Consider the following 19407-nt stretch of genomic DNA (forward strand, 5'->3'; position numbering starts at 1 on the left):
AGTTGTCAGGTGGCGGCAGGCACCTGATCGAGGAAGCCGGTCACCGCCTGCAGGCGACCGTGCGTGTCGAGCACGCCGAAGTCGGAACCCTTGACGATCGCCTCGCCGGCCGGCGTGGTCAATTCCCACGAAAAACGTAACCGGTTCGCGAAGCCGTCGACCTCCGTCGTGCGATGAAACGTGTGATGCGGGAAGCGTTCATGCACCGCACGGATCATCGCGTCGATGCCGTCATGGCCCGCGCCTGCCAGCAGCGGATCGCGATAGTCGGCGTCGGTGGCCCACGTCGCGGCGATCAGGTCGCGGCGGCGCGCGGCATCGGTTTCATTCCATGCGTCGAAATAACGATCGATCAAATCGGTGTGTGCATTCATCTCTGACTCCTTGATTGGCATCACTGAGCACTACGCCTCGCAGACAGGTTGTATGCGGCGAGCTCGGAGTGAAGATTGCCGGCTCGAACGCAGCACGTCGATTACGTGGGAGGTAAGTATCCGGATGCACCGAAGCGAAGATCCGCGCCTGATTGACCGCAGGATTGGCCATTCGGCCGAATCGTCACAGGCCGTGTCAGCCGCTAACCTCATGCCGAAAATGGGGCCGCGCAACGTTGACACGCGGCATGTGACGGACTGAACGGGCGCGGACACGAGCCGCTTTTTCAATATGGTTTTTTCAGTTGCAAGAACGTATCCACAGGGATACAATCATCAGCAAATCGGTTCACCTCCTGTGTACACGGTCAACCGCACCGAGGCATTCGACAACTGGCTTGCCGGCCTTGCGGATTTAAGAGCAAGGGCAAAAATCCTGGTGCGGGTCCGGCGTGCGGAACGAGGTCATTTCGGCGACGTAAAGCTGCTGGAAGACGGTGTGTCCGAGATGCGCATCGATTGCGGTCCCGGTTATCGGGTCTACTTCGCGCGCGAAGGGCGCGTGGTGTGCCTGCTGCTCTGTGGTGGCGATAAATCCACGCAGTCGGCCGACATCAAGCATGCCAAATCAATGTGGGCAGCAATCAGAAAGGAACTGTCATGAGCAAAATCAAAACCGCGCGGTTCGACGCATCGCACTACCTCGATAGCGAGGAGATGATCGCCGAATATCTCAACGCAGCACTGGAAGAAGGTGACGCCGACCTCCTCCTCGCCGCGATCTCCGACATCGCAAAAGCACGCGGCATCGCAAAGGTCGCGGCCGACGCCGGGCTCGGGCGCGAAAGCCTCTATAAAACCCTCGCCCCCGGCTCCAAACCGCGCATGGATACGGTGTTCAAACTGCTGCGCGCGCTGGGCGTCAAGCTCAACGCAGTACCGGAAGGTGTGGCGCCCGCCTGACTCACGCTTGCCGTGTTGTCGCTTGAGGCAACGCCCTGAATGTGTTTTGTCTTCGTGGGTGCGCCTACGTTTTCTCGGGTATTGCCGCGTATTCCTGGGTATTCCCGGGTATTCCATTACCTGTCAGGTAATGGATCGCTAACGCGCTTTGGCTATCATCTGCAGCATGAACACACTCTCTCTGGCGCAAACCATTCCGTCGAACGTGCCGACGGCAAGCCGCACGGTCGGCGATCTGCTGCGCGAATGGCGGCAGCGGCGAAGAATGAGCCAGTTGCTGCTCGCCGCCGAAGCCGATATTTCAACGCGGCATCTGAGCTTTGTCGAATCAGGCCGCGCAGTGCCCAGCCGTGAAATGGTCATGCACCTCGCCGAGCGGCTCGATGTGCCACTGCGTGCGCGCAATTCGCTGCTGGTCGCGGCGGGTTATGCGCCGCTGTTCCGCGAACGTCCTTTGACGGACCCGCAACTGGCCGCCGCGCGCGAGGCAGTCGAGTTGGTGCTCAAAGGCCATGAGCCGTATCCGGCACTCGCGATCGACCGTCACTGGACCATCGTTGCCGCGAACAATGCGCTCGCGCCGCTGCTCGCAGGCGCAAGCCCGGAACTTCTGAAACCGCCGGTCAATGCGATGCGACTGAGCTTGCATCCAGAAGGCATCGCCGCGTCGATCGTCAATTGGCATGCCTGGCGTGCGCACGCGCTGTCCCGGCTGCAGCGGCAAATCGATGTGAGCGGCGACGACACGTTGAGCGCACTGCGCGACGAGCTGGCCACGTATCCCGCCCCGCCCGGTGCGGAGGTGGCTGACCACGACGATACCGCGGGCAATCAGATCGCAGTGCCGCTGCGGTTGCGCACGCCGATCGGCGTGCTGTCGTTCTTCAGCACGACAACCGTATTCGGCACACCGGTAGATGTCACACTGTCGGAGCTTGCTATTGAAGCGTTCTTTCCCGCCGATCAGCAAACCGCGACGGCATTGCGCGAGTTTGCCGAAAGTCAACGCACCGAAAGCCAAGCGGCCGACACCTCGAAGCCATAGCAGGAGCGCAGACAGCAGGGCCGCAGAACTGCAGAAACCCAAGCAGCATAGAACACTGAGTTGTTACCGCTTGCAGCACCATTCAAACCACACGGAGAAACGCATTTGATCAACAACGCCCTACTGGTCCGCCAACTCGGGCCGGCCGACCGCGACGCCTACTTTCAGCTTCGCCTGCGGGGACTGAAGGCACATCCGGAGTCGTTCGGTCAAAGCTACGAGGAAGCGGTGGCCAAGGGCGCGTCGCAACATGACGCGATGTTGCAGGGCACGCGCGCGGCCGAAGGCGATTTTTTGCTCGGCGCTTACGCGTCGGCCGATACGCCGTTGATCGGCGTGGTCGGATTGCTGCGCAGCCAGCGCGACAAGGAACAGCACAAGACCGCCGTCATCGGCATGTATGTCGCGCCGGAAGCTGCGGGCAGCGGAGTCGGGCGCGCCTTGCTTAACGAGTTGCTGACGCGAGCGGCACAGATAGAAGGCCTACGGCAAATCCAGTTGATGGTGAGTAGCCAGAACGAAGCGGCGCGCAGACTCTATGAGTCGGTTGGCTTTCGCAAATATGGCTGCGAGGTCGGTGCATTGAACGTCGGCGGGGTGTTTCACGATGCCGATCTGATGCAACGCTTCATGTAACTGCTATCGAGCGCCGCACCACCTTCGGTCGCCCTGCTTCAGCACGCGATCCGTGCTATCTTTTTCAATCACCTTTCCGCTGCACCAACCCCGAGACGGCTCATCCGCCCCTCGGGCTATCTTCGATTTGCCGTTCGCCAGTCCAACACCATGTCCGATCTCTCTACTTCGCTTCCACGCATACCACGCCGTTTCGACATCAATCCGAAACCGCTAGGCGCCGCGCTCGTCCTGATCGCGCTGGGCGCCCTCTATCTGGCGCAGAGCGTCAGCGGCCGTCAGGCGGCGCTCTACATTGTCGGCGCACTGCTGGGCATGTCGCTCTATCACGCGGCATTCGGCTTTACCTCCGCATGGCGGGTCTTCATCGCCGATGGCCGCGGCGCCGGTCTGCGCGCACAAATGCTGATGCTGGCGCTCGGTGTGTTGCTGTTCTTTCCGGCGCTCGCCGCAGGCACGCTGTTCGGCCGGCCCGTGGTCGGCCTGGTCGCGCCGGCAGGCACCTCCGTGCTGGTCGGGGCCTTCATGTTCGGCATCGGCATGCAGTTGGGCGGCGGCTGCGCGTCCGGCACGCTGTACACCGTGGGCGGCGGCAGCACGCGCATGATCGTCACGCTGGTGGCGTTTGTCATCGGTTCGGTTGTCGCCACCGCGCACATGCCGTTCTGGACCGCACTGCCGTCTGTTAAACCGCTTTCGATGGTGACCACATTCGGTGCGGGCTGGGCGATCGTGCTGAACCTGATCATCTTCGCTGCGATCGCGGCGCTCACCGTTCTGGTCGAGCGGCGCCGCCATGGGCGGCTGGTTGACGAGCCGCTGCGCGCGCCGCACGCGTCGCCATGGCTGCACGGCCCGTGGCCGTTGTTTGTCGGCGCAATCGCTCTGGCCTTGCTCAATTTCGCGACGCTAGCGCTGTCCGGCCGGCCGTGGGGCGTGACGTCGGCGTTCGCATTGTGGGGCGCCAAGCTATTTGCCGCGCTGGGTATCGATGTGGCCAATTGGCCGTATTGGGCCGCTCATGCCAACGCTGGCGCGCTGGCCGCCCCGGTTACACATGACGTCACCACGGTAATGGACATCGGCATCATCCTCGGCGCCATGACGGCCGCCGCGCTCGCCGGCCGTTACGCGCCGGTCTGGAAGGTGCCGACCCGCTCACTGGTCGCGGCGGCGGTCGGCGGCCTGATGCTCGGCTACGGAGCCCGTCTGGCCTATGGCTGTAACATCGGCGCCTATTTCAGCGGCATCGTGTCAGGCAGCTTGCATGGCTGGCTGTGGCTGGTCGCCGCCTTCGCCGGCAACGTACTCGGCACCCGGCTGCGCCCGGCGTTCGGGCTCGAAGTCGAACGGATCCGCGCAAACGGTTGCTAGAGGTTACAAATGCGGCCTCATTTGTAACTGGGGCCGCATCAATTTGTTACGCTTCTGATTTGTCCCCATAGCAGCGTCAATGAACGGTATTTATTACTTTTAATTGGCCTCGCTTTCTATTTCCTTTCCGATTCAGACCTGATTTTCCGGTTCTTGACCGGATGTGCAGCTTTGCTCAGACAAATAATAAAGAAGCCCGCCACACAAGGGTTTTCATGGATCGGAGTGAATTCCCGGCGCGCCAAAAACCCGCGCGGCATCATCTATTACAGGACCGTGAAAGAGTTACCGATATTTGATGCATCTTTTTGAGATATTTTTTTGATAAGGGATTGATTTCTTGTTTTACCCTTCATACAATTCGTCCCAAGCTGTTACGAAATGTAACGCGATGTATCAAAAGGTCGCCATCTGTATCAGGTGGTGACATGTAGCCGGAGGTTATCGTTTCCGGCGAGGCACAAAAGACATAACGGCAAAAAATGCCGACATAGTAATTCGGGGCTTCGGAAACACAGAAAATGGACCGTAGCAGCGAGACGCTGGATTCAATCCGCGAGATCAACTTGTCTTACATCATGCTCGCGCAACGTATGTTGCGTGAGGACAAACCGGTCGGCATGTTCCGACTGGGACTGTCGTCGGAACTGGCTGATTTGCTTGCCGGGCTGTCGCTCGCGCAGATCGTCAAGCTAGCCGCTTCCGATCAGCTTTTATGCTTCTTCCGCTTCAACGACCACTCGATGTTGTCGGCGTTGACGCAAACAACGAAGCACGCAACAGTTGCACCGACTCACGCGGCGATCCTGCTTGCAGGCCAGCCTGCTGAGCAGTTTGCTTAATTGAGGTGACCGCGATGCTCAAGCGTAGCCTGACGGAAGACGCACAAGAAGTATTCCGTGCCATCGCACTGATCGAACTCGGCGCGCGCATGCAGGTGCTCGAAAGCGAATTGACGCTTTCGCGCGACCGCATGATCCGCCTGTACCGTGAGGTCAAAGGTGTATCGCCGCCCAAGGGCATGCTGCCGTTCTCGGCAGACTGGTACATGACGTGGCTGGCGAACATTCACGCGTCGTTGTTCTACAACACGTACCTGTTCCTGAAGAATGAAGCGCGTTGCTCGCATCTGGATGCGTTGACCAAAGGGTATCGGCTGTATCTGGAACATTGCCAGCACAGCGAAGCCGAACCGGTGCTGGATCTGACGCGCGCCTGGACGCTGGTGCGTTTCTTCGACGCCGACATCCTGCAACTGACCAAGTGCTGTCGTTGCACGGGCAAGTTCGTCGCGCACAGGCACGATTTGCAACACAACGTGGTGTGTGGCGCCTGCCAACCGCCATCGCGCGCCGGCAAGACCAAAAAGGCGGCCGCCGCTCGTCAGGAAGCGCTCGAAGCAGCGCAGATTGCGCAAGCCGCCTGAGTTAAGTGGAATCGATGAGGGCCGGTCCAGCCTGATTCGAATCGAAGCACCTTGGAAAAAGTCCGCCATCCCGCGGACTTTTTTTTGTGTAGCTCCCGCCCTGCCACGGGACACCTCACATCTAACACCCGACGCCAGGCGCTAGCCCGCTACCTCCCGCTGCCGCATCAGTCCACCAGTCCCACCGTCTGCACCACCAGCCACAGATTCGCCGCACTGATCACCACGAACAGCGACCACGCGACGAACCGCGTCGGCAGCCTGTTGGCGAATTCGCCCATCAACGAGCGATCGTCGGTCATGCGGATCAGCGGATAAAGCGCGAACGGCAGTTGCAGGCTCAACACGACCTGGCTTGCGACCAGCAGTTTGCCGACTGCGCCATTACCCATCATCTGCACACCAATCAACGCCGGAATCAAGGCGAGTGCCCGCGTAATGAAGCGCCGCTGCCAGCACGGAATTTTCAGCTTCAGGAAACCTTCCATGATGACCTGTCCCGCCACCGTGCCGGTGAAGGTCGAACTTTGCCCCGACGCCAGCAGCGTGATCGCGAACAGCACCGCCGCGAAACCCGTGCCGACGATCGGCGCCAGCAACTTGTACGCGTCTTCGATTTCGGTGACCTGATTGTGGCCGGTCGCATGAAACGCAGCGGCCGCGAGAATCAGGATCGCCATGTTGATCAGCAGCGCGATCACCAGCGAGACGATCGTATCGATGCGCGACATGCCGATCGCCGACCTGATGCTGGCCGGATCGCGCTTGACCGCGCGCGTCTGCACGATTGAGGAATGCAGATAGAGGTTATGCGGCATCACGGTCGCACCGAGAATGCCGATCGCCAGATACATCGGTTCGCGGCTGCTGAGTGCCTGCCACGAAGGAATCAGCCCTTGCGCGACTGACGGCCAATGCGGCTTCACCAGCGCCAATTCGATGATGTAACCAACGCCGATGGTCACGATCAAGCCGAGCATGATCGCTTCGAGATCGCGGAAATTCTTGCCCTTCAGGCCGAGCACAATCAGCGTGTCGAACGCGGTCAGCAACACGCCGGTGGTCAACGAGCATTTGAAGAGCAGATGGAAGGCCAGCGCGCCGCCGAGCACTTCGGCCAGATCGCAGGCCACGATCGACAGTTCAGCGAGCAACCACTGAAAGCGCGCGATGCCCGGTGAATAACGCAGTCGCGACAATTCCGCGAGGTCTCGCCCTGTGGCGATGCCAAGGCGCATGCTCAGGCATTGCAGCGCCATTGCAGCAAGACTCGACAACATCACGACGAACAGCAGGCTGTAGCCGTAACGCGAACCCGCTTCGATATCGGTGGCCCAGTTGCCAGGGTCCATGTAGCCGATCGAAATCAGCAGGCCAGGCCCCGCGAATTGCAGGATTTTTTTCCAGAACGGTGCGCCTTGCGTAATGGCGACCGTGCCTTGCACCTCGGATGGGCAAAACGGCGCAGTTGCGGTGGTCGGTAATTTGAACTGCAATCCGGTGGTCTCTTGAAGGGGATAAACCGTGGCGCCTTGTGCAGGCCGCCGCGAACCGCCTCAAGTGTACAAAGAAACCTCCGGTAATGTCCCGCTCAACGCGTAACGGCCGACGTCGCGCACACGATAGTCGAGCGGATCGTGCAGCGTATGCACGCGAGCATTGCGCCAGAAACGGTCGAGCGCGAGCGGCGCGTGCGTGGCGCGCGCACCGCAGGCGTCGAACAGTTTTTCGCTGACGTCGAGCGCGGCCCGATGCGCGACGATTTTCGCCTCCGAGGTGGCGAGCGCCACGTGCGCACGGGTTTCGGCGTCCAAAGCCACACCCTGCTGCCACGCGTCTTCGAGCGCGTAGGCGGCACGCGCTGCCAGCGCTTCCGCGCTCACCGCCTGCAGGCGCATTTCGCCGAAACGCTGGATCAGGTAGGGATCGTCGGTGGCTTTATCGACGCCGGAAGTGATCCACGGCTTGCCGTACTGTGTGACGTATGCACGCGCTTCTTCGAGCGCGCCCTGCGCGATGCCGACGAACAGGTTGGTCAGCACCTGCTGCGAGATTAGCGTGCGCAAACTGGCGTATGGCGTGTCAGCCCGCTCCAGCACCTCATGCGATTCGACCAGGACTCGCACGAAGGAGACGCTACCGCTGTCGGTTTGCCGCTGACCGATCGGATTCCAGTCTTCGTGAACGGTAATGCCCTCGCGCGTGGTCGGCACCACGGCGAACACCGCTTTGCCGGTGGCCGGATCATGTGCGGAAACCGTCATCATGTGCGAGCCGCGCGTCCCCGAGCAAAATCCTTTCTGCCCGTCGAGACGATAGCCGCCATCGCCGGTTGCGCTTGCAACGAGTCGCGTGTCGAGCGGATTGACCGCATTGCCCCACCACCAGCGCCCTTCCACCGTGCCGCTCAGATAGCGGGCACGTTGGTCCGGGCTGCCCCACACATTGACGCTGACCACCTGCAGGCACGTGAAGCCCAGAAGATGCGCGAGCGCACTGTCGACTCGCGCGATCTTGCGGATTGTCTCGTAGATCTCAGGCCAGCGCGCCCCGGGACCACCGAATTCACGCGGCACGGCGAGCGTTAGAAGACCCGCGTCGGCGATCCATTGCTTTTCCTGCGCGGCGTGGCCGCCGTCGCGATCGCGCTGGGCCGCGCTGGCACGCAACGCATGGAGCAAACCGGCGAGATCGCGCACCACGGGCGCAGCGTCGGTTTGCAGCGTCTGCAATGCCTCGGGATGGCGAAGTTCGTTCATTCAATGTCCACGTGAAGATATTTGGCGAGGAGCGGCGCAAGGATTGTCAGCGCGGCCGGTTCGCCTTCGACCCGGTGAGCGGGAGCCTCGCTGCGCTCATCGTCGTAAATAGCATGATAGACGGTGATGTCTGCGCTGAAAACGTGGGTCGCATGCGTGTATTCGTCATGCAAATGGCGGTCGAAGTGCGACGATCAAGCGCGTTGTGCAAGCCGCCGCACGAAACGATCGCCGACGAACTGCACCACCGTCACGATTACGATCAGCAGCACGATCACGGTCACCATCACAGTAGTATCGAAACGCTGATAGCCGTAGCGAATCGCCAGATCGCCAAGGCCACCGGCGCCGACCGCGCCCGCCATGGCCGAGGAACCAATCATCGCCACTACGGTAATCGTGAAGCCGCCCAGAATGCCCGGCAGCGCCTCGGGTAACAGCACATGCCAGATGATATGCCGGCGCTGCGCGCCCATTGCCTGCGCGGCTTCGATCAAACCGCGGTCCACTTCGCGCAAGCTCACTTCGGCCACGCGTGCAAAAAAGGGAATCGCCGCGATACTGAGCGGCACGATCGCCGCCCATACGCCGATCGTCGTGCCGATCAGCAAACGTGTGAGCGGCAGCAGCGCGACCAGCAAAATGATGAACGGCGTGGAGCGGAACGCATTGACGAGCGCACCGAGCGTGCTGTTCACCACACGTTTTTCATAGATACCGCCGCGCGTGGTGGTGACCAGCACCAGTGCGAGCGGAATGCCGATCAACGCCGCGACGAAGGCGGATACGCCGACCATGACGATGGTGTCGCGAATTGCATCGGCGAGTTCCGCGAGCCAGAGATCAGACATAACCGAGCACCTCGACATGATTGGCATAGTGACGCGCGCGCTCGAGCAGCGTCGCGATCTGCGTCTGCACCGTACCGTCCGCATTCGCACGCACCTCTGCCGACACCACCAGGCGCCCTTGCGCATGCCCCTGAATCCGGTCGATGCCGCCATGCACGAAACTCACCCGGCCACCTTCCATGCTCAATGCAGACGTCAATCCGCCGAGGTCGGGTTCACGTGCATCGCTGCCGGTGAAGCGCACATCAAGCAGAATCTGTGCATCCGCATGCTCGATCCCGTGCAACGGTTTGACGCGCGCAGCCAGGTCGGCAGGCAGATCATGCACCAGGGTCCGCAGTAACGCGCGCGTCGCGTCGTGCTGCGGGTCGCCGAACACCCGCCACACGGGTCCCGTTTCCACCACTTCACCGCGCTCGATCACGGCCACCGTATCGCAGACCTCGCGAATGACCTGCATCTCATGCGTAATCAGCACGATGGTCAGATTGAGCCGCTGATTGATATCGCGCAGCAACGCGAGAATGGCTTGCGTTGTTTCCGGATCGAGTGCGGACGTCGCCTCGTCGCACAACAGAATGTCCGGGTCGGTCACAAGGGCCCGCGCGATCCCAACGCGCTGCTTCTGGCCGCCGGACAAACTCGCCGGATAGGCGTCGCGCTTGGTTGACAGACCGACCAGTTCGAGCAACGCGTCGACCTTTTTGTCGATCGCCGCCTTAGGCGCGCCGGCGATTTTTAGCGGCAACGCAATGTTTTCGCGCACCGTCTTCGCGGAGAGCAGATTGAAATGCTGGAACACCATGCCGATACGCCGCCGCAGCGTGACCAGACCGCGTTCGTCGAGCTCGCCGACGCTTACGCCATTCACGCGCACCGCGCCGGAACTTGGCTTTTCCAGACCGTTGACGAGCCGCAGCAGCGTCGATTTGCCCGCCCCGCTGCGGCCGATGATGCCGAACACTTCGCCGCACGCCACATTCAGCGTGACATTCGCAAGCGCCGCGGTCGACACACCACGCGTGTTGGCGAACACCTTGCCCACGTCGTCGAATACGACGGCTTCGTGCGCGGCATCGGCCGCAACACGATTCAAGGCGAGGGACGGTGCGTCTTCAATGAACTGGGGCACGTCGAACAGATTAGCCATGGCTTCGCTCCTCTATGCTTCCGCGGTGGATCGCGCACCGGTTTGCGTGTTACGCCGCCGATGCTGCGCGCCGGCATGCACCGCGGGCAGTCGTGCGCGGCCGCCACCGAATAACTTTTCGCGCAGCGTCGGCGCCGGGTCGTAGTCTTCCTTGTAGACGCCGCGATTCTGCAGTTCCGGCACCACCAGATCGACGAAGTCTTCGAACGATTCGGGCATGACGGTACGGGTAAGATTGAATCCGTCGACGCCGGCCTCTTCGATCCACGACTCCAGTTCGTCCGCGATCTGCTGCGGCGATCCGACTACGGGTTTCGCGCGGCCGCCGAGCGTCATCTGCTCCAGCACCTTGCGTTTGGTCCATACGCCGCTCACGCTCTTCTTCGAAATAGCTTCGACTGCCGATTGCATCGATTCGGTTTTCACATACGAAATCGGTTCGTCCAGTTCGTACTGCGAGAAGTCGATACCGGTCGAACTGGAGAAATGCGCGATGCCGCCCTCGGCGCTCGCATAACGCCGGTATTCTTCGAATTTCTCCTGCGCGGCGCGTTCTGTTTCGCCGACTACAACGGTGATACCGGCAAAGATCTTGATGTCGTCGGACGCGCGGCCGAAGCTCACCGCCCGTGCTCGAATGTCGTCGACAATGGAGCGCGTGAGCTGCTTGTTCTGGCCGCCGACAAACACGCATTCCGCGTGACGTGCCGCAAAATCGACGCCGCGGCTCGACGAGCCTGCCTGATACAGAACCGGCGTGCGCTGCGGGGACGGTTCGCTTAAATGAATGGCGTCGATCGAATAATACGGACCATCGTGTTTTACGCGATGCACCTTGTCAGGATGCGAGAAGATGCGTGTCTCGCGATCGCGCACCACTGCGTCGTCCTCCCAGCTCTGTTCCCATAGCTTGTAAACCACGTCCATGTAATCGTCGGCGCGGTCGTAGCGGTCGTCGTGGCTGATCTGCTGCGCGAGACCCATACCGCGCGCCGCGCTGTCCAGATAGCCGGTGACGATGTTCCAGCCTACCCGGCCACGGGTCAGATGATCCAGCGTCGACATGCGGCGCGCGAACAGGTACGGTGGCTCGTAAGTCAGATTCGACGTGACGCCGAAGCCGATATGCTTCGTCACATGCGCCATCGCGGGCACGATCAGCGATGGATCATTGATCGGAATCTGCACCGATTCGCGCAACGGCGTTTCGGGGCCGCCCTGATAAACGTCGTACACGCCAACGATATCCGCGAGAAAGATCCCGTCGAACTTGCCGCGTTCGAGCGTTTGCGCGAGGCTCGTCCAGTAGTCGAGGTCGGTGTAATGCGCGGAGCGGTCGCGCGGATGCGTCCACAAACCATGATTGATATGGCCGACCGCATTCATGTTGAACGCGTTCAACAGAATCTTTTTCTTCGCCATCGTACGGCTCCTTGCTCTATTCAACGTTGCTAGCTGCGTGTTTAGCTGTGTGGCTTAGTTGAGTGACTTACCAGGCGACGGCGTAGAGATTGCCGAAGGCTTTGTCGAGCGCGGCGCGCACAGCGGGCGAATGCTGATAGATCGAGATGAACTTGCGGATACGCGGATCATTTACGCTTTCAGGGCGCACGACCCACTGGATCGCATAATTCTTGTTTTCCAGGCCGTCGAACAGCAATGCGCTATTCGGATCGGTGGTGCCCGCGAGCTTGATGAAGCTCGGGTAGCCTTGCGCGAGATCGACGTCGTCCAGCGAGCGGGCTAATTGCGATGCCTCGAGCTGAACGATCTTCAAATGCTTCGGATTGTCGACGATGTCAAGCGTCGTGGCGCGATAGTCGATGCCCGGCGTCAGCTTGATGAGACCGGCACGTTGCAGTAGCAACAGACCCCGCCCGCCGTTGACCGGATCGTTCGCGATGGCGACAGTGGCGCCGTCTTTCAATTCGTCGAAGCGTTTGATCTTTTTCGAATACAGACCGATCTTCATGATCGTGCCCGGCGCGATTGCGACGAAGTTATAGCCGCCCTGCTTCTTTGCGTTCTCGAGAAACGGAATGTGCTGGAAATAGTTGACGTCGATATCCTTGTTGGCGAGCGCCGCGTTCGGCGTATTCCAGTCGGTGAACTCGATGATCTTCACATCCAGCCCCTGCTCCTTCGCCTCGCGCGCGGCCACTTTGAGCGCCTCGATTTGCGGGCTGGTGGCGGTGCCGATTTTCAGCGTGGCCGTGTCTGCCGCGACTGCGGGTGCCGCCGATAACGCCAGCGCAAAACCGAGCGCGCCAATAAGCCTTAGCGTCGGTGCACGAAAAAAACGCCGCACGGTAGAAAGAGAAATGCGCATGGTGAACTCGTTAGGGTTGGGGCGTGGTGTGTTTCGAGGCGAGCCGATCCCACGGCATGCGGGTGTGCCGGACTCAGTCGGACAACGGAAATCTGCAACGCGCGGTTTAACCGACGCGCAGCAACAATGGAACGCGCGAGCGGATCAGCGCGGACAGCGGCAGGTCGGGCAGGTCATCGCCTCTCTCCAGATGAGGTGCGAATCATCATAGACGGCGGGAAACCAGCGGTCTACGAACGGATTTTGGGAAGGAAAGCGGGAAAAATGATTTGGGGTGGCCGCGCCGCACGCAGGGGCTGGCGCACTGCCTCAGCAAAAAAAACGCCGGGCCGCGCCTAAGCGCAACCCGGCGTTCTTCGCCAGCTAACTAACTAAAAAGTAAACCCTAGCGCTTCGCCACCTGATCCGGCAACACCGAAGCAGAAGCCGCAACAACCGGGCCCGAAGCCGGCGCAACCGCCCCCACCGCCTCATCGCCCGCAGGTTTTACATCGCCCCAGCCGCCGCCCAGCGCGCGAATCAGATTCACCGTCGCCACCGCTTGCGTGCCCGACAGATGACTCGCCTGCAGTTGCGAAATCAGCACCTGCCGTTCGCCGTCGATCACATCCAGATAGCTGACCGCGCCTTCCGTGTACTGCGTGCGCGACAGATGCGCCGCGCGCTGCGAGGCCACGACCGCATCGTTCTGCTCGCGCATCTGATCCTCGAGCAAGCGCAGATCGGCCAGGTTGTCCTCGACCTCACGGAACGCCACCAGCACCTGTTGACGATATTGCGCTACGTCCTCGTCATACTTCGAGCGAGCTTGGGCAAGGTTTGCCTTGCGGCGACCACCGTCGAACAAAGGCAACGTCAGTGCGGTACCGGCGAAGGGGCCGAGGATAAACGCGCGACTCGACCACATGAACAGATCGCCGAGCGTCGCCGATTCAAAGCCAGCCCCGCCGGTGATATCGAGCTTCGGGAAGAACGCCGACTTCGCCAGACCGACCCGCGCGTTCGCCGCCATCATCGCCCGCTCCGCCGCCGAAATGTCCGGCCGACGTTCGAGCAGCGCCGAAGGCAAACCCGGTGGCACACTCACCGTCACCGGCGCGAGCGGCGCCTCCGCAAACGAAAAATCTGCCGGCGGCTTACCAAGCAGAATCGCGAGACTATGCTCGGAGGCCGCGCGCTGACGCGCCACGCCAACCGCATCGGCCCGTGCGCTCGCCAGTTCGTTGCGAGAGCGCGAAACATCCAGTTCGCCGATATCGCCTTCCTTGAAACGTCGCTCGACCAGTTTCAGCGTGTCCTCGCGCAATGTCACGGTACGGCGGTAGAGATCCTGATCCGTATCGAGCTCGCGCAACTGGAAGTAGTTCTGCGCAACATCAGCCTGCAACGACAACTGGACCGACCGGAACAGCGCTTCACTTTGCTGCTCGTCCGCGCGCGACGCATTCACGTTCGACCCGACCCGTCCGAACAGATCGGTTTCATACGATGCACCGACCTGTGCGCGCCAGATCGTGCCGTTCGTACCGCCCACGCTATCCGGCTGAAACTGCGAGGCTGCCGATGCCCGTTCACGCGTCGGGCCAAAACCCGCGTCGAACTTCGGGAACCAGTCCGATTTTGCCGCCTGCGTCACCGCACGTGCCTGTTGCACACGCGCCGCTGCGGCCTTCAGGTCCTGGTTCGCAGCAGCCGCCTGCTCTTCCAGCGCGTTGAGCTGCGGGTCGCCGAAAATCGTCCACCATTCGCCGCGATGCGCGTCGTCGGCAGGCTGGGCCTGCTTCCACGTGCCCGTGTCCTGCGGCGATGCGGCGGACGTAGCCGATGTGGTCGACGCTCCCGACGCAGCGGCAGGCGTTTCCTTGAACGCAACCGGCGTATCCACCTCCGGCCGCTTATACGTGGGCTCGACTGAGCAGGCCGCGAGCAACGCCACCAGCAAACCGCTGGCAGCCGCTCTGCCCCATCCGTTTAAAGATTCAAAACGATTCATTTTTGTTTTCTCCTCAGGCTTCCGTCGCCGGCGCCCCAAGGTGCGGCGCGTCTTTCTGCGCGACGTGAATCGTCCCGCCCGCCAACGTACGCAGCACCACATAGAACACAGGGGTCAGCATCAGGCCGAACAACGTCACGCCGAGCATGCCGAAGAACACCGCGATACCCATCGCGTGACGCATCTCCGAACCGGCGCCACTTGAAAGCACCAGCGGCACCACACCCATGATGAAAGCGATCGATGTCATCAGGATCGGGCGCAGACGCATGCGGCTCGCCTCGATCGCCGCTGCCAGTGGCGTACGCCCGTCATGTTCCAGCTCCCGGGCGAACTCGACGATCAGAATCGCGTTCTTTGCCGACAGCCCCACCAGCACCATCAACCCAATCTGCGTGAAGATGTTGTTGTCGCCACCCGTGAGCCACACGCCGGTCAGCGCGGACAGCACGCTCATCGGCACGATCAGGATCACCGCGAGCGGCAGCGTCAGACTTTCATACAACGCGGCCAGCACGAGGAACACGAGCAGCACGCTGATCGGGAACACCCACAAGCCCGCATTGCCGGCGATGATCTGCTGATACGTCAGGTCGGTCCATTCGAGCTTCACGCCATGCGGCAAGGTTTCCGCCGCCACGCGTTCGGCCGCGGCCTGCGCCTGGCCCGACGAGAAGCCCGGTGCCGGTCCACCGTTGATGTCGGCAGCCGTATAGCCGTTGTAGCGCACCACCATTTCCGGACCGTACGTAGGCGTCACCGTCACCAGGGACGACAACGGCACCATGTCGCCTGCAGCATTGCGTGTCTTCAGTTGCAGAATGTCGTCAGCACGTTGACGGAACGGCGCATCCGCCTGCACCCGCACCTGGTACACGCGGCCGAAGCGGTTGAAGTCGTTGACATACAGCGAGCCCAGATAGATCTGCATCGTGTTGAAGACATCCGTGACGGGCACGCCGAGTTGCTTGGCCTTCACGCGATCCAGGTCGACGTTCAGTTGCGGCACGTTGATCTGATAGCTCGAGAACGTCGGTCCAAGTTCAGGCGTTTGCGCCGCTTTCTTCACGAACGCTTCCGCAGCCTTGTTCAACTCCGCATAACCCACCGCGCCGTGATCTTCCAACTGCATCTTGAAACCACCGAGCGTGCCGAGACCCAGTACCGGAGGCGGCGGAAACACGGCGACGAACGAATCCTTGATCGCGCCGTACTGCTGGTTCAACGCACCGGCAATCGCGCCGGCCGAGAGTTTCTTGCTGCCGCGATCCTTGAAAGGCTTCAACGTGACGAACACGATGCCCGCACTCGAACTATTGGTGAAGCCGTTCACCGACAAACCCGGGAACGCCACCGCGCTTTCCACGCCCGGCTGCTTCAAGGCAATCGCGCTCATATCGCGGATCACCTTTTCCGTGCGATCCAGCGACGCGCCGTTCGGCAACTGCGCAAACGCAATCAGGTATTCCTTGTCCTGCGCCGGCACGAAACCGCCCGGCACGACGCGCGAGATCAGCACAGTCGCACACAGCAGGATCGCGTAGACCGCGAGCATCGCCCCTTTACGGCGCAGCACGCCCTTCACGCCACGGCCATATTCCGTCGAGCCGCGATGGAACACCTTGTTGAACCCCTTGAAAAAGCGGCCCAGTACACGATTCATCACACGGGTCAGGAAGTCTTCCTTCGCACCATGGCTGCGCAACAGTAGCGCGGACAAAGCCGGCGACAAGGTCAGCGAATTGAACGCCGAGATCACCGTCGAGATCGCGATGGTCATCGCGAACTGCTTGTAGAACTGGCCCGTCAGGCCGGTCATGAAAGCGAGCGGCACGAACACGGCGACCAGCGTCAGCGCGATGGCGATAATCGGCCCGCTCACTTCCTGCATGGCCTTATAAGTCGCATCGCGCGCACTGAGCCCGCTTTCGATGTTCCGTTCGACGTTCTCCACCACCACGATCGCATCGTCCACCACGATCCCGATGGCGAGCACCATTCCAAACAATGACAACGCATTGATCGAGAAGCCGAATGCAAGCAGCAACGAGAACGTACCGACAATCGACACCGGCACCGCAATCAATGGAATGATCGACGCACGCCATGTTTGCAGGAACACGATCACCACGATCACCACCAGCGCAATCGCTTCGAGCAGTGTGTGAATCACCGCCTCGATACTCGAGCGCACGAACTGCGTCGGGTCATAGACGATCTTGTATTCGACGCCAGCCGGCATGTCTTCCGCCAGCTCCTTCATCGCCGCACGAACCTGATCGGAAATCGCCAGCGAGTTCGCGCCCGGTGCCTGGTTGATCGCGAGCGCCACCGCAGGCTTGTTGTCGAGCAGCGAACGCAAGCCGTATTCCGACGCCGCCAGCTCGACACGCGCGATATCACGCAGGTACGTCACGCCGCCATCCGGCGCGGTTTTGACGATGATGTCGCCGAATTCGCCCTCAGTCTTCAAACGACCGCGCGCATTCACCGACAACTGCAATTGCGTGCCCGGCACCGAAGGCGATGCGCCGATTACACCGGCCGCCACCTGAATGTTCTGCTCACGGATTGCGTTAACCACTTCGGTTGCCGTCAAACCGCGTTGTGCGACTTTCTGCGGATCGAGCCAGACGCGCATCGCGTAGTCGCCCGAACCCCACAGCTGCACTTCGCCGACGCCCTGAATCCGCGCGAGCCGATCCTTGACGTTGAGCAGCGCGTAGTTGCGCAGGTACGTCATGTCGTAGCGATTGTTCGGCGAGATCAGGTGGACCACCATCGTCAGCGTAGGCGAACTCTTGATGGTCGTGATGCCGAGGCGCTGCACGTCTTCCGGCAGGCGCGGCAGCGCCTGGTTGACGCGGTTCTGCACCAGCTGCGTCGCAAGGTCCGGATTAGTGCCGAGCTTGAAGGTCACCGTCAGCGTGAGATTGCCGTCGCTATTGGCTTGCGACTGCATGTACAGCATGTTCTCGACGCCGTTGATCTGCTCTTCGAGCGGCGCGGCGACAGCCTCGGCGATTACTTTCGGATTGGCGCCCGGATATTGCGCGTGCACCACCACCGAGGGCGGCACCACTTCCGGGTACTCCGAAATCGGCAGCTTGAAGAGCGAAATGATACCGCCCAGCAGGATCAATACCGATAGCACGCCGGCAAAGATCGGCCGATCGATGAAGAATTTGGATATATTCATGGGAAGCTCTTAACGTTGGAGCATGCGCCGCTACGGCTACTTGATGTGGCTACACACAAGCGCGGCGCACGAGGCTCACGAATTCTTGTCCGCTGTTTTCGCTCGCGTCTGTGCGAGCGGCGCGCCGTTCGGATCCTGATCTGCGGTCATCGGCACCATGTGAGCGCGTACTGCATCGCCCGGACGCACACGCTGGATACCATTCACCACGATCCGGTCGGTCGCCTGCAAACCGCCCTTAACGACGCGCAGGTTGCCCTGCATATTGCCCACCGAGATTTCGCGATACACCACGTGATTCTTCTCGTCGACCACCAGCACGAACTTCTTGTCCTGATCGGTGCCCACCGCTGCATCGTCGATCAGCAGTGCCGGATGCGGTTCGCTGCCGCCGACCTTGACGCGGGCATACAGCCCCGGAATCAATGCACCATCCTGGTTATCGAAGCGCGCGCGCACCCGAATCGTGCCGGACGACGTATCCAGCCGGTTGTCGACGGATTCGATCGTGCCGCTGCGTGAGTAGCCGCTTTCATCCGCCAGACCCAGGTCCACCGGCACTTTGCGGCCGTCCTTCGCCCGGCTCAGGTATTGCAGGTAGGTTTGTTCGTCAACGTCGAACGATGCGTAGATCGGCGAAACCGACACCAGCGTGGTCAGCGGCGCCGAGCTTGCGCCTGCGGCCACCACATTGCCCACCGTGATTTCCGCACGCGAGACGCGGCCCGCCACCGGCGCGACGATCTTCGTGTAGCCGAGATTGATGCGCGCGGTTTCGACGGCGGCTTGCGCGGCCTTCAGGTTGGCGCTCGCTTCACGCGCGGCGTTCTGCTTCTCGTCGTAATCGCGCTTGGCGATTGCGTTGTCGGCAATCAGCCGTTGCGCACGTTCCCAATCGCTTTGCGTGTAGCCCGTACGCGCTTGCGCTGCCGCGACCTGTGCTTCGGCGCGATCGACTTCGGCGGCGTAAGGACGCGGATCGATCACGAACAGCGTATCGCCCTTCTTCACGAGCGCACCGTCCTTGAAGTTGACGGACACGATCGTGCCCGGCACCTGCGAACGAACGTCCACTTTTTCGACTGCTTCGAGGCGGCCTGAATAGCTTTGCCAGTCGGTGATGGTCTTTTGCACCACAGTGGCAACATCGACCTCCGGCACGATGGTCGGCGCGGCGGGCGAGCTCGCGTCGACCCGGATCGCGCCGAACGTGCCCAGCCCGGCCACAACGAGGACGGCTAGCGCGGCAATCGCCACACGGCGACGGGAAAGAGGAAGGATAGTCATGAGAAGCTCCCGGTATCGTTG

The 19407-nt window shown here is 61.3% G+C and carries 18 protein-coding genes; 7 read left to right on the forward strand and 11 right to left on the reverse strand.

The features are described 5' to 3' along the window. Positions 1-5 precede the first annotated feature (5 nt). Positions 6-374, reverse strand: coding sequence for a nuclear transport factor 2 family protein (locus tag ACUN0E_RS17925; RefSeq protein ID WP_408508913.1), 369 nt, complete (start codon positions 372-374; stop codon positions 6-8). A gap of 292 nt (positions 375-666) precedes the next feature. Here ACUN0E_RS17925 and ACUN0E_RS17930 point away from each other — a divergent pair, with 292 nt between their 5' ends. The 7 genes from ACUN0E_RS17930 (at position 667) to flhC (ending at position 5818) form a co-directional block, all read left to right on the forward strand. After that, on the forward strand, positions 667-1038 hold the full coding sequence (locus ACUN0E_RS17930) for a type II toxin-antitoxin system RelE/ParE family toxin (protein ID WP_445567476.1): 372 nt from the start codon (positions 667-669) through the stop codon (positions 1036-1038). Then, entirely contained in the window at positions 1035-1337 is a 303-nt protein-coding gene (locus ACUN0E_RS17935; RefSeq protein WP_408229581.1) for an addiction module antidote protein, read from the forward strand. The genes ACUN0E_RS17930 and ACUN0E_RS17935 overlap by 4 nt, the downstream gene beginning before the upstream one ends. Before the next feature lie 166 nt (positions 1338-1503). Then, complete coding sequence (locus tag ACUN0E_RS17940; protein WP_445567477.1) at positions 1504-2382, forward strand: helix-turn-helix domain-containing protein; 879 nt, start codon at positions 1504-1506, stop codon at positions 2380-2382. A 105-nt stretch (positions 2383-2487) separates the two neighbouring features. Next, positions 2488-3018, forward strand: a complete 531-nt coding sequence (locus ACUN0E_RS17945; RefSeq protein WP_445567478.1) for a GNAT family N-acetyltransferase — start codon at positions 2488-2490, stop codon at positions 3016-3018. 150 nt (positions 3019-3168) lie between these two features. Beyond that, positions 3169-4392, forward strand: a complete 1224-nt coding sequence (locus ACUN0E_RS17950) for a YeeE/YedE family protein (protein WP_445567479.1) — start codon at positions 3169-3171, stop codon at positions 4390-4392. A gap of 521 nt (positions 4393-4913) precedes the next feature. Beyond that, positions 4914-5234 carry a flagellar transcriptional regulator FlhD gene (flhD, locus tag ACUN0E_RS17955; RefSeq protein ID WP_408229570.1) on the forward strand — a complete coding sequence of 107 codons (321 nt, stop codon included), beginning with the start codon at positions 4914-4916 and terminating at the stop codon, positions 5232-5234. A 14-nt stretch (positions 5235-5248) separates the two neighbouring features. After that, positions 5249-5818, forward strand: a complete 570-nt coding sequence (gene flhC, locus ACUN0E_RS17960; RefSeq protein WP_408229567.1) for a flagellar transcriptional regulator FlhC — start codon at positions 5249-5251, stop codon at positions 5816-5818. Between the two features lie 167 nt (positions 5819-5985). Here the strand turns inward: flhC and ACUN0E_RS17965 are convergent, their stop codons facing one another. The 10 genes from ACUN0E_RS17965 to ACUN0E_RS18010 all read right to left on the reverse strand — a co-directional run bounded on the left by ACUN0E_RS17965 (position 5986) and on the right by ACUN0E_RS18010 (position 19386). Further along, the gene (locus tag ACUN0E_RS17965; protein WP_445567480.1) at positions 5986-7314 is read right to left on the reverse strand and encodes an Nramp family divalent metal transporter; all 1329 of its coding nucleotides are present in this window, start codon (positions 7312-7314) and stop codon (positions 5986-5988) included. Positions 7315-7374: 60 nt separating this feature from the next. Next, entirely contained in the window at positions 7375-8577 is a 1203-nt protein-coding gene (locus ACUN0E_RS17970) for an acyl-CoA dehydrogenase family protein (protein ID WP_445567481.1), read from the reverse strand. After that, positions 8574-8750, reverse strand: coding sequence for a hypothetical protein (locus ACUN0E_RS17975; RefSeq protein ID WP_445567482.1), 177 nt, complete (start codon positions 8748-8750; stop codon positions 8574-8576). The genes ACUN0E_RS17970 and ACUN0E_RS17975 overlap by 4 nt, the downstream gene beginning before the upstream one ends. A 21-nt stretch (positions 8751-8771) precedes the next feature. Then, the gene (locus ACUN0E_RS17980; protein ID WP_408508917.1) at positions 8772-9428 is read right to left on the reverse strand and encodes a methionine ABC transporter permease; all 657 of its coding nucleotides are present in this window, start codon (positions 9426-9428) and stop codon (positions 8772-8774) included. After that, complete coding sequence (locus ACUN0E_RS17985; protein WP_445567483.1) at positions 9421-10578, reverse strand: methionine ABC transporter ATP-binding protein; 1158 nt, start codon at positions 10576-10578, stop codon at positions 9421-9423. The genes ACUN0E_RS17980 and ACUN0E_RS17985 overlap by 8 nt, the downstream gene beginning before the upstream one ends. Before the next feature lie 12 nt (positions 10579-10590). Continuing rightward, positions 10591-12000, reverse strand: coding sequence for an LLM class flavin-dependent oxidoreductase (locus ACUN0E_RS17990; RefSeq protein WP_445567484.1), 1410 nt, complete (start codon positions 11998-12000; stop codon positions 10591-10593). A gap of 67 nt (positions 12001-12067) precedes the next feature. Continuing rightward, the gene (locus tag ACUN0E_RS17995) at positions 12068-12907 is read right to left on the reverse strand and encodes a MetQ/NlpA family ABC transporter substrate-binding protein (RefSeq protein ID WP_445567485.1); all 840 of its coding nucleotides are present in this window, start codon (positions 12905-12907) and stop codon (positions 12068-12070) included. Between the two features lie 385 nt (positions 12908-13292). Further along, the gene (locus ACUN0E_RS18000) at positions 13293-14900 is read right to left on the reverse strand and encodes an efflux transporter outer membrane subunit (protein ID WP_408229543.1); all 1608 of its coding nucleotides are present in this window, start codon (positions 14898-14900) and stop codon (positions 13293-13295) included. A 13-nt stretch (positions 14901-14913) separates the two neighbouring features. Further along, positions 14914-18099 carry an efflux RND transporter permease subunit gene (locus ACUN0E_RS18005; protein WP_408229540.1) on the reverse strand — a complete coding sequence of 1062 codons (3186 nt, stop codon included), beginning with the start codon at positions 18097-18099 and terminating at the stop codon, positions 14914-14916. Positions 18100-18174: 75 nt separating this feature from the next. Continuing rightward, entirely contained in the window at positions 18175-19386 is a 1212-nt protein-coding gene (locus tag ACUN0E_RS18010; RefSeq protein ID WP_408229537.1) for an efflux RND transporter periplasmic adaptor subunit, read from the reverse strand. Positions 19387-19407: the final 21 nt, after the last annotated feature.

The sequence above is a fragment of the Paraburkholderia sp. D1E genome (assembly GCF_052682275.1).

What these genes read in the sequence shown, in the direction of transcription:
- ACUN0E_RS17925 (WP_408508913.1), bottom strand. Translation starts at nt 374, where the DNA reads ATGAATGCACACACCGATTTGATCGATCGTTATTTCGACGCATGGAAT.
- ACUN0E_RS17930 (WP_445567476.1), top strand. Translation starts at nt 667, where the DNA reads ATGGTTTTTTCAGTTGCAAGAACGTATCCACAGGGATACAATCATCAG.
- ACUN0E_RS17935 (WP_408229581.1), top strand. Translation starts at nt 1,035, where the DNA reads ATGAGCAAAATCAAAACCGCGCGGTTCGACGCATCGCACTACCTCGAT.
- ACUN0E_RS17940 (WP_445567477.1), top strand. Translation starts at nt 1,504, where the DNA reads ATGAACACACTCTCTCTGGCGCAAACCATTCCGTCGAACGTGCCGACG.
- ACUN0E_RS17950 (WP_445567479.1), top strand. Translation starts at nt 3,169, where the DNA reads ATGTCCGATCTCTCTACTTCGCTTCCACGCATACCACGCCGTTTCGAC.
- flhD (WP_408229570.1), top strand. Translation starts at nt 4,914, where the DNA reads ATGGACCGTAGCAGCGAGACGCTGGATTCAATCCGCGAGATCAACTTG.
- flhC (WP_408229567.1), top strand. Translation starts at nt 5,249, where the DNA reads ATGCTCAAGCGTAGCCTGACGGAAGACGCACAAGAAGTATTCCGTGCC.
- ACUN0E_RS17970 (WP_445567481.1), bottom strand. Translation starts at nt 8,577, where the DNA reads ATGAACGAACTTCGCCATCCCGAGGCATTGCAGACGCTGCAAACCGAC.
- ACUN0E_RS17980 (WP_408508917.1), bottom strand. Translation starts at nt 9,428, where the DNA reads ATGTCTGATCTCTGGCTCGCGGAACTCGCCGATGCAATTCGCGACACC.
- ACUN0E_RS17985 (WP_445567483.1), bottom strand. Translation starts at nt 10,578, where the DNA reads ATGGCTAATCTGTTCGACGTGCCCCAGTTCATTGAAGACGCACCGTCC.
- ACUN0E_RS17990 (WP_445567484.1), bottom strand. Translation starts at nt 12,000, where the DNA reads ATGGCGAAGAAAAAGATTCTGTTGAACGCGTTCAACATGAATGCGGTC.
- ACUN0E_RS17995 (WP_445567485.1), bottom strand. Translation starts at nt 12,907, where the DNA reads ATGCGCATTTCTCTTTCTACCGTGCGGCGTTTTTTTCGTGCACCGACG.
- ACUN0E_RS18000 (WP_408229543.1), bottom strand. Translation starts at nt 14,900, where the DNA reads ATGAATCGTTTTGAATCTTTAAACGGATGGGGCAGAGCGGCTGCCAGC.
- ACUN0E_RS18005 (WP_408229540.1), bottom strand. Translation starts at nt 18,099, where the DNA reads ATGAATATATCCAAATTCTTCATCGATCGGCCGATCTTTGCCGGCGTG.
- ACUN0E_RS18010 (WP_408229537.1), bottom strand. Translation starts at nt 19,386, where the DNA reads ATGACTATCCTTCCTCTTTCCCGTCGCCGTGTGGCGATTGCCGCGCTA.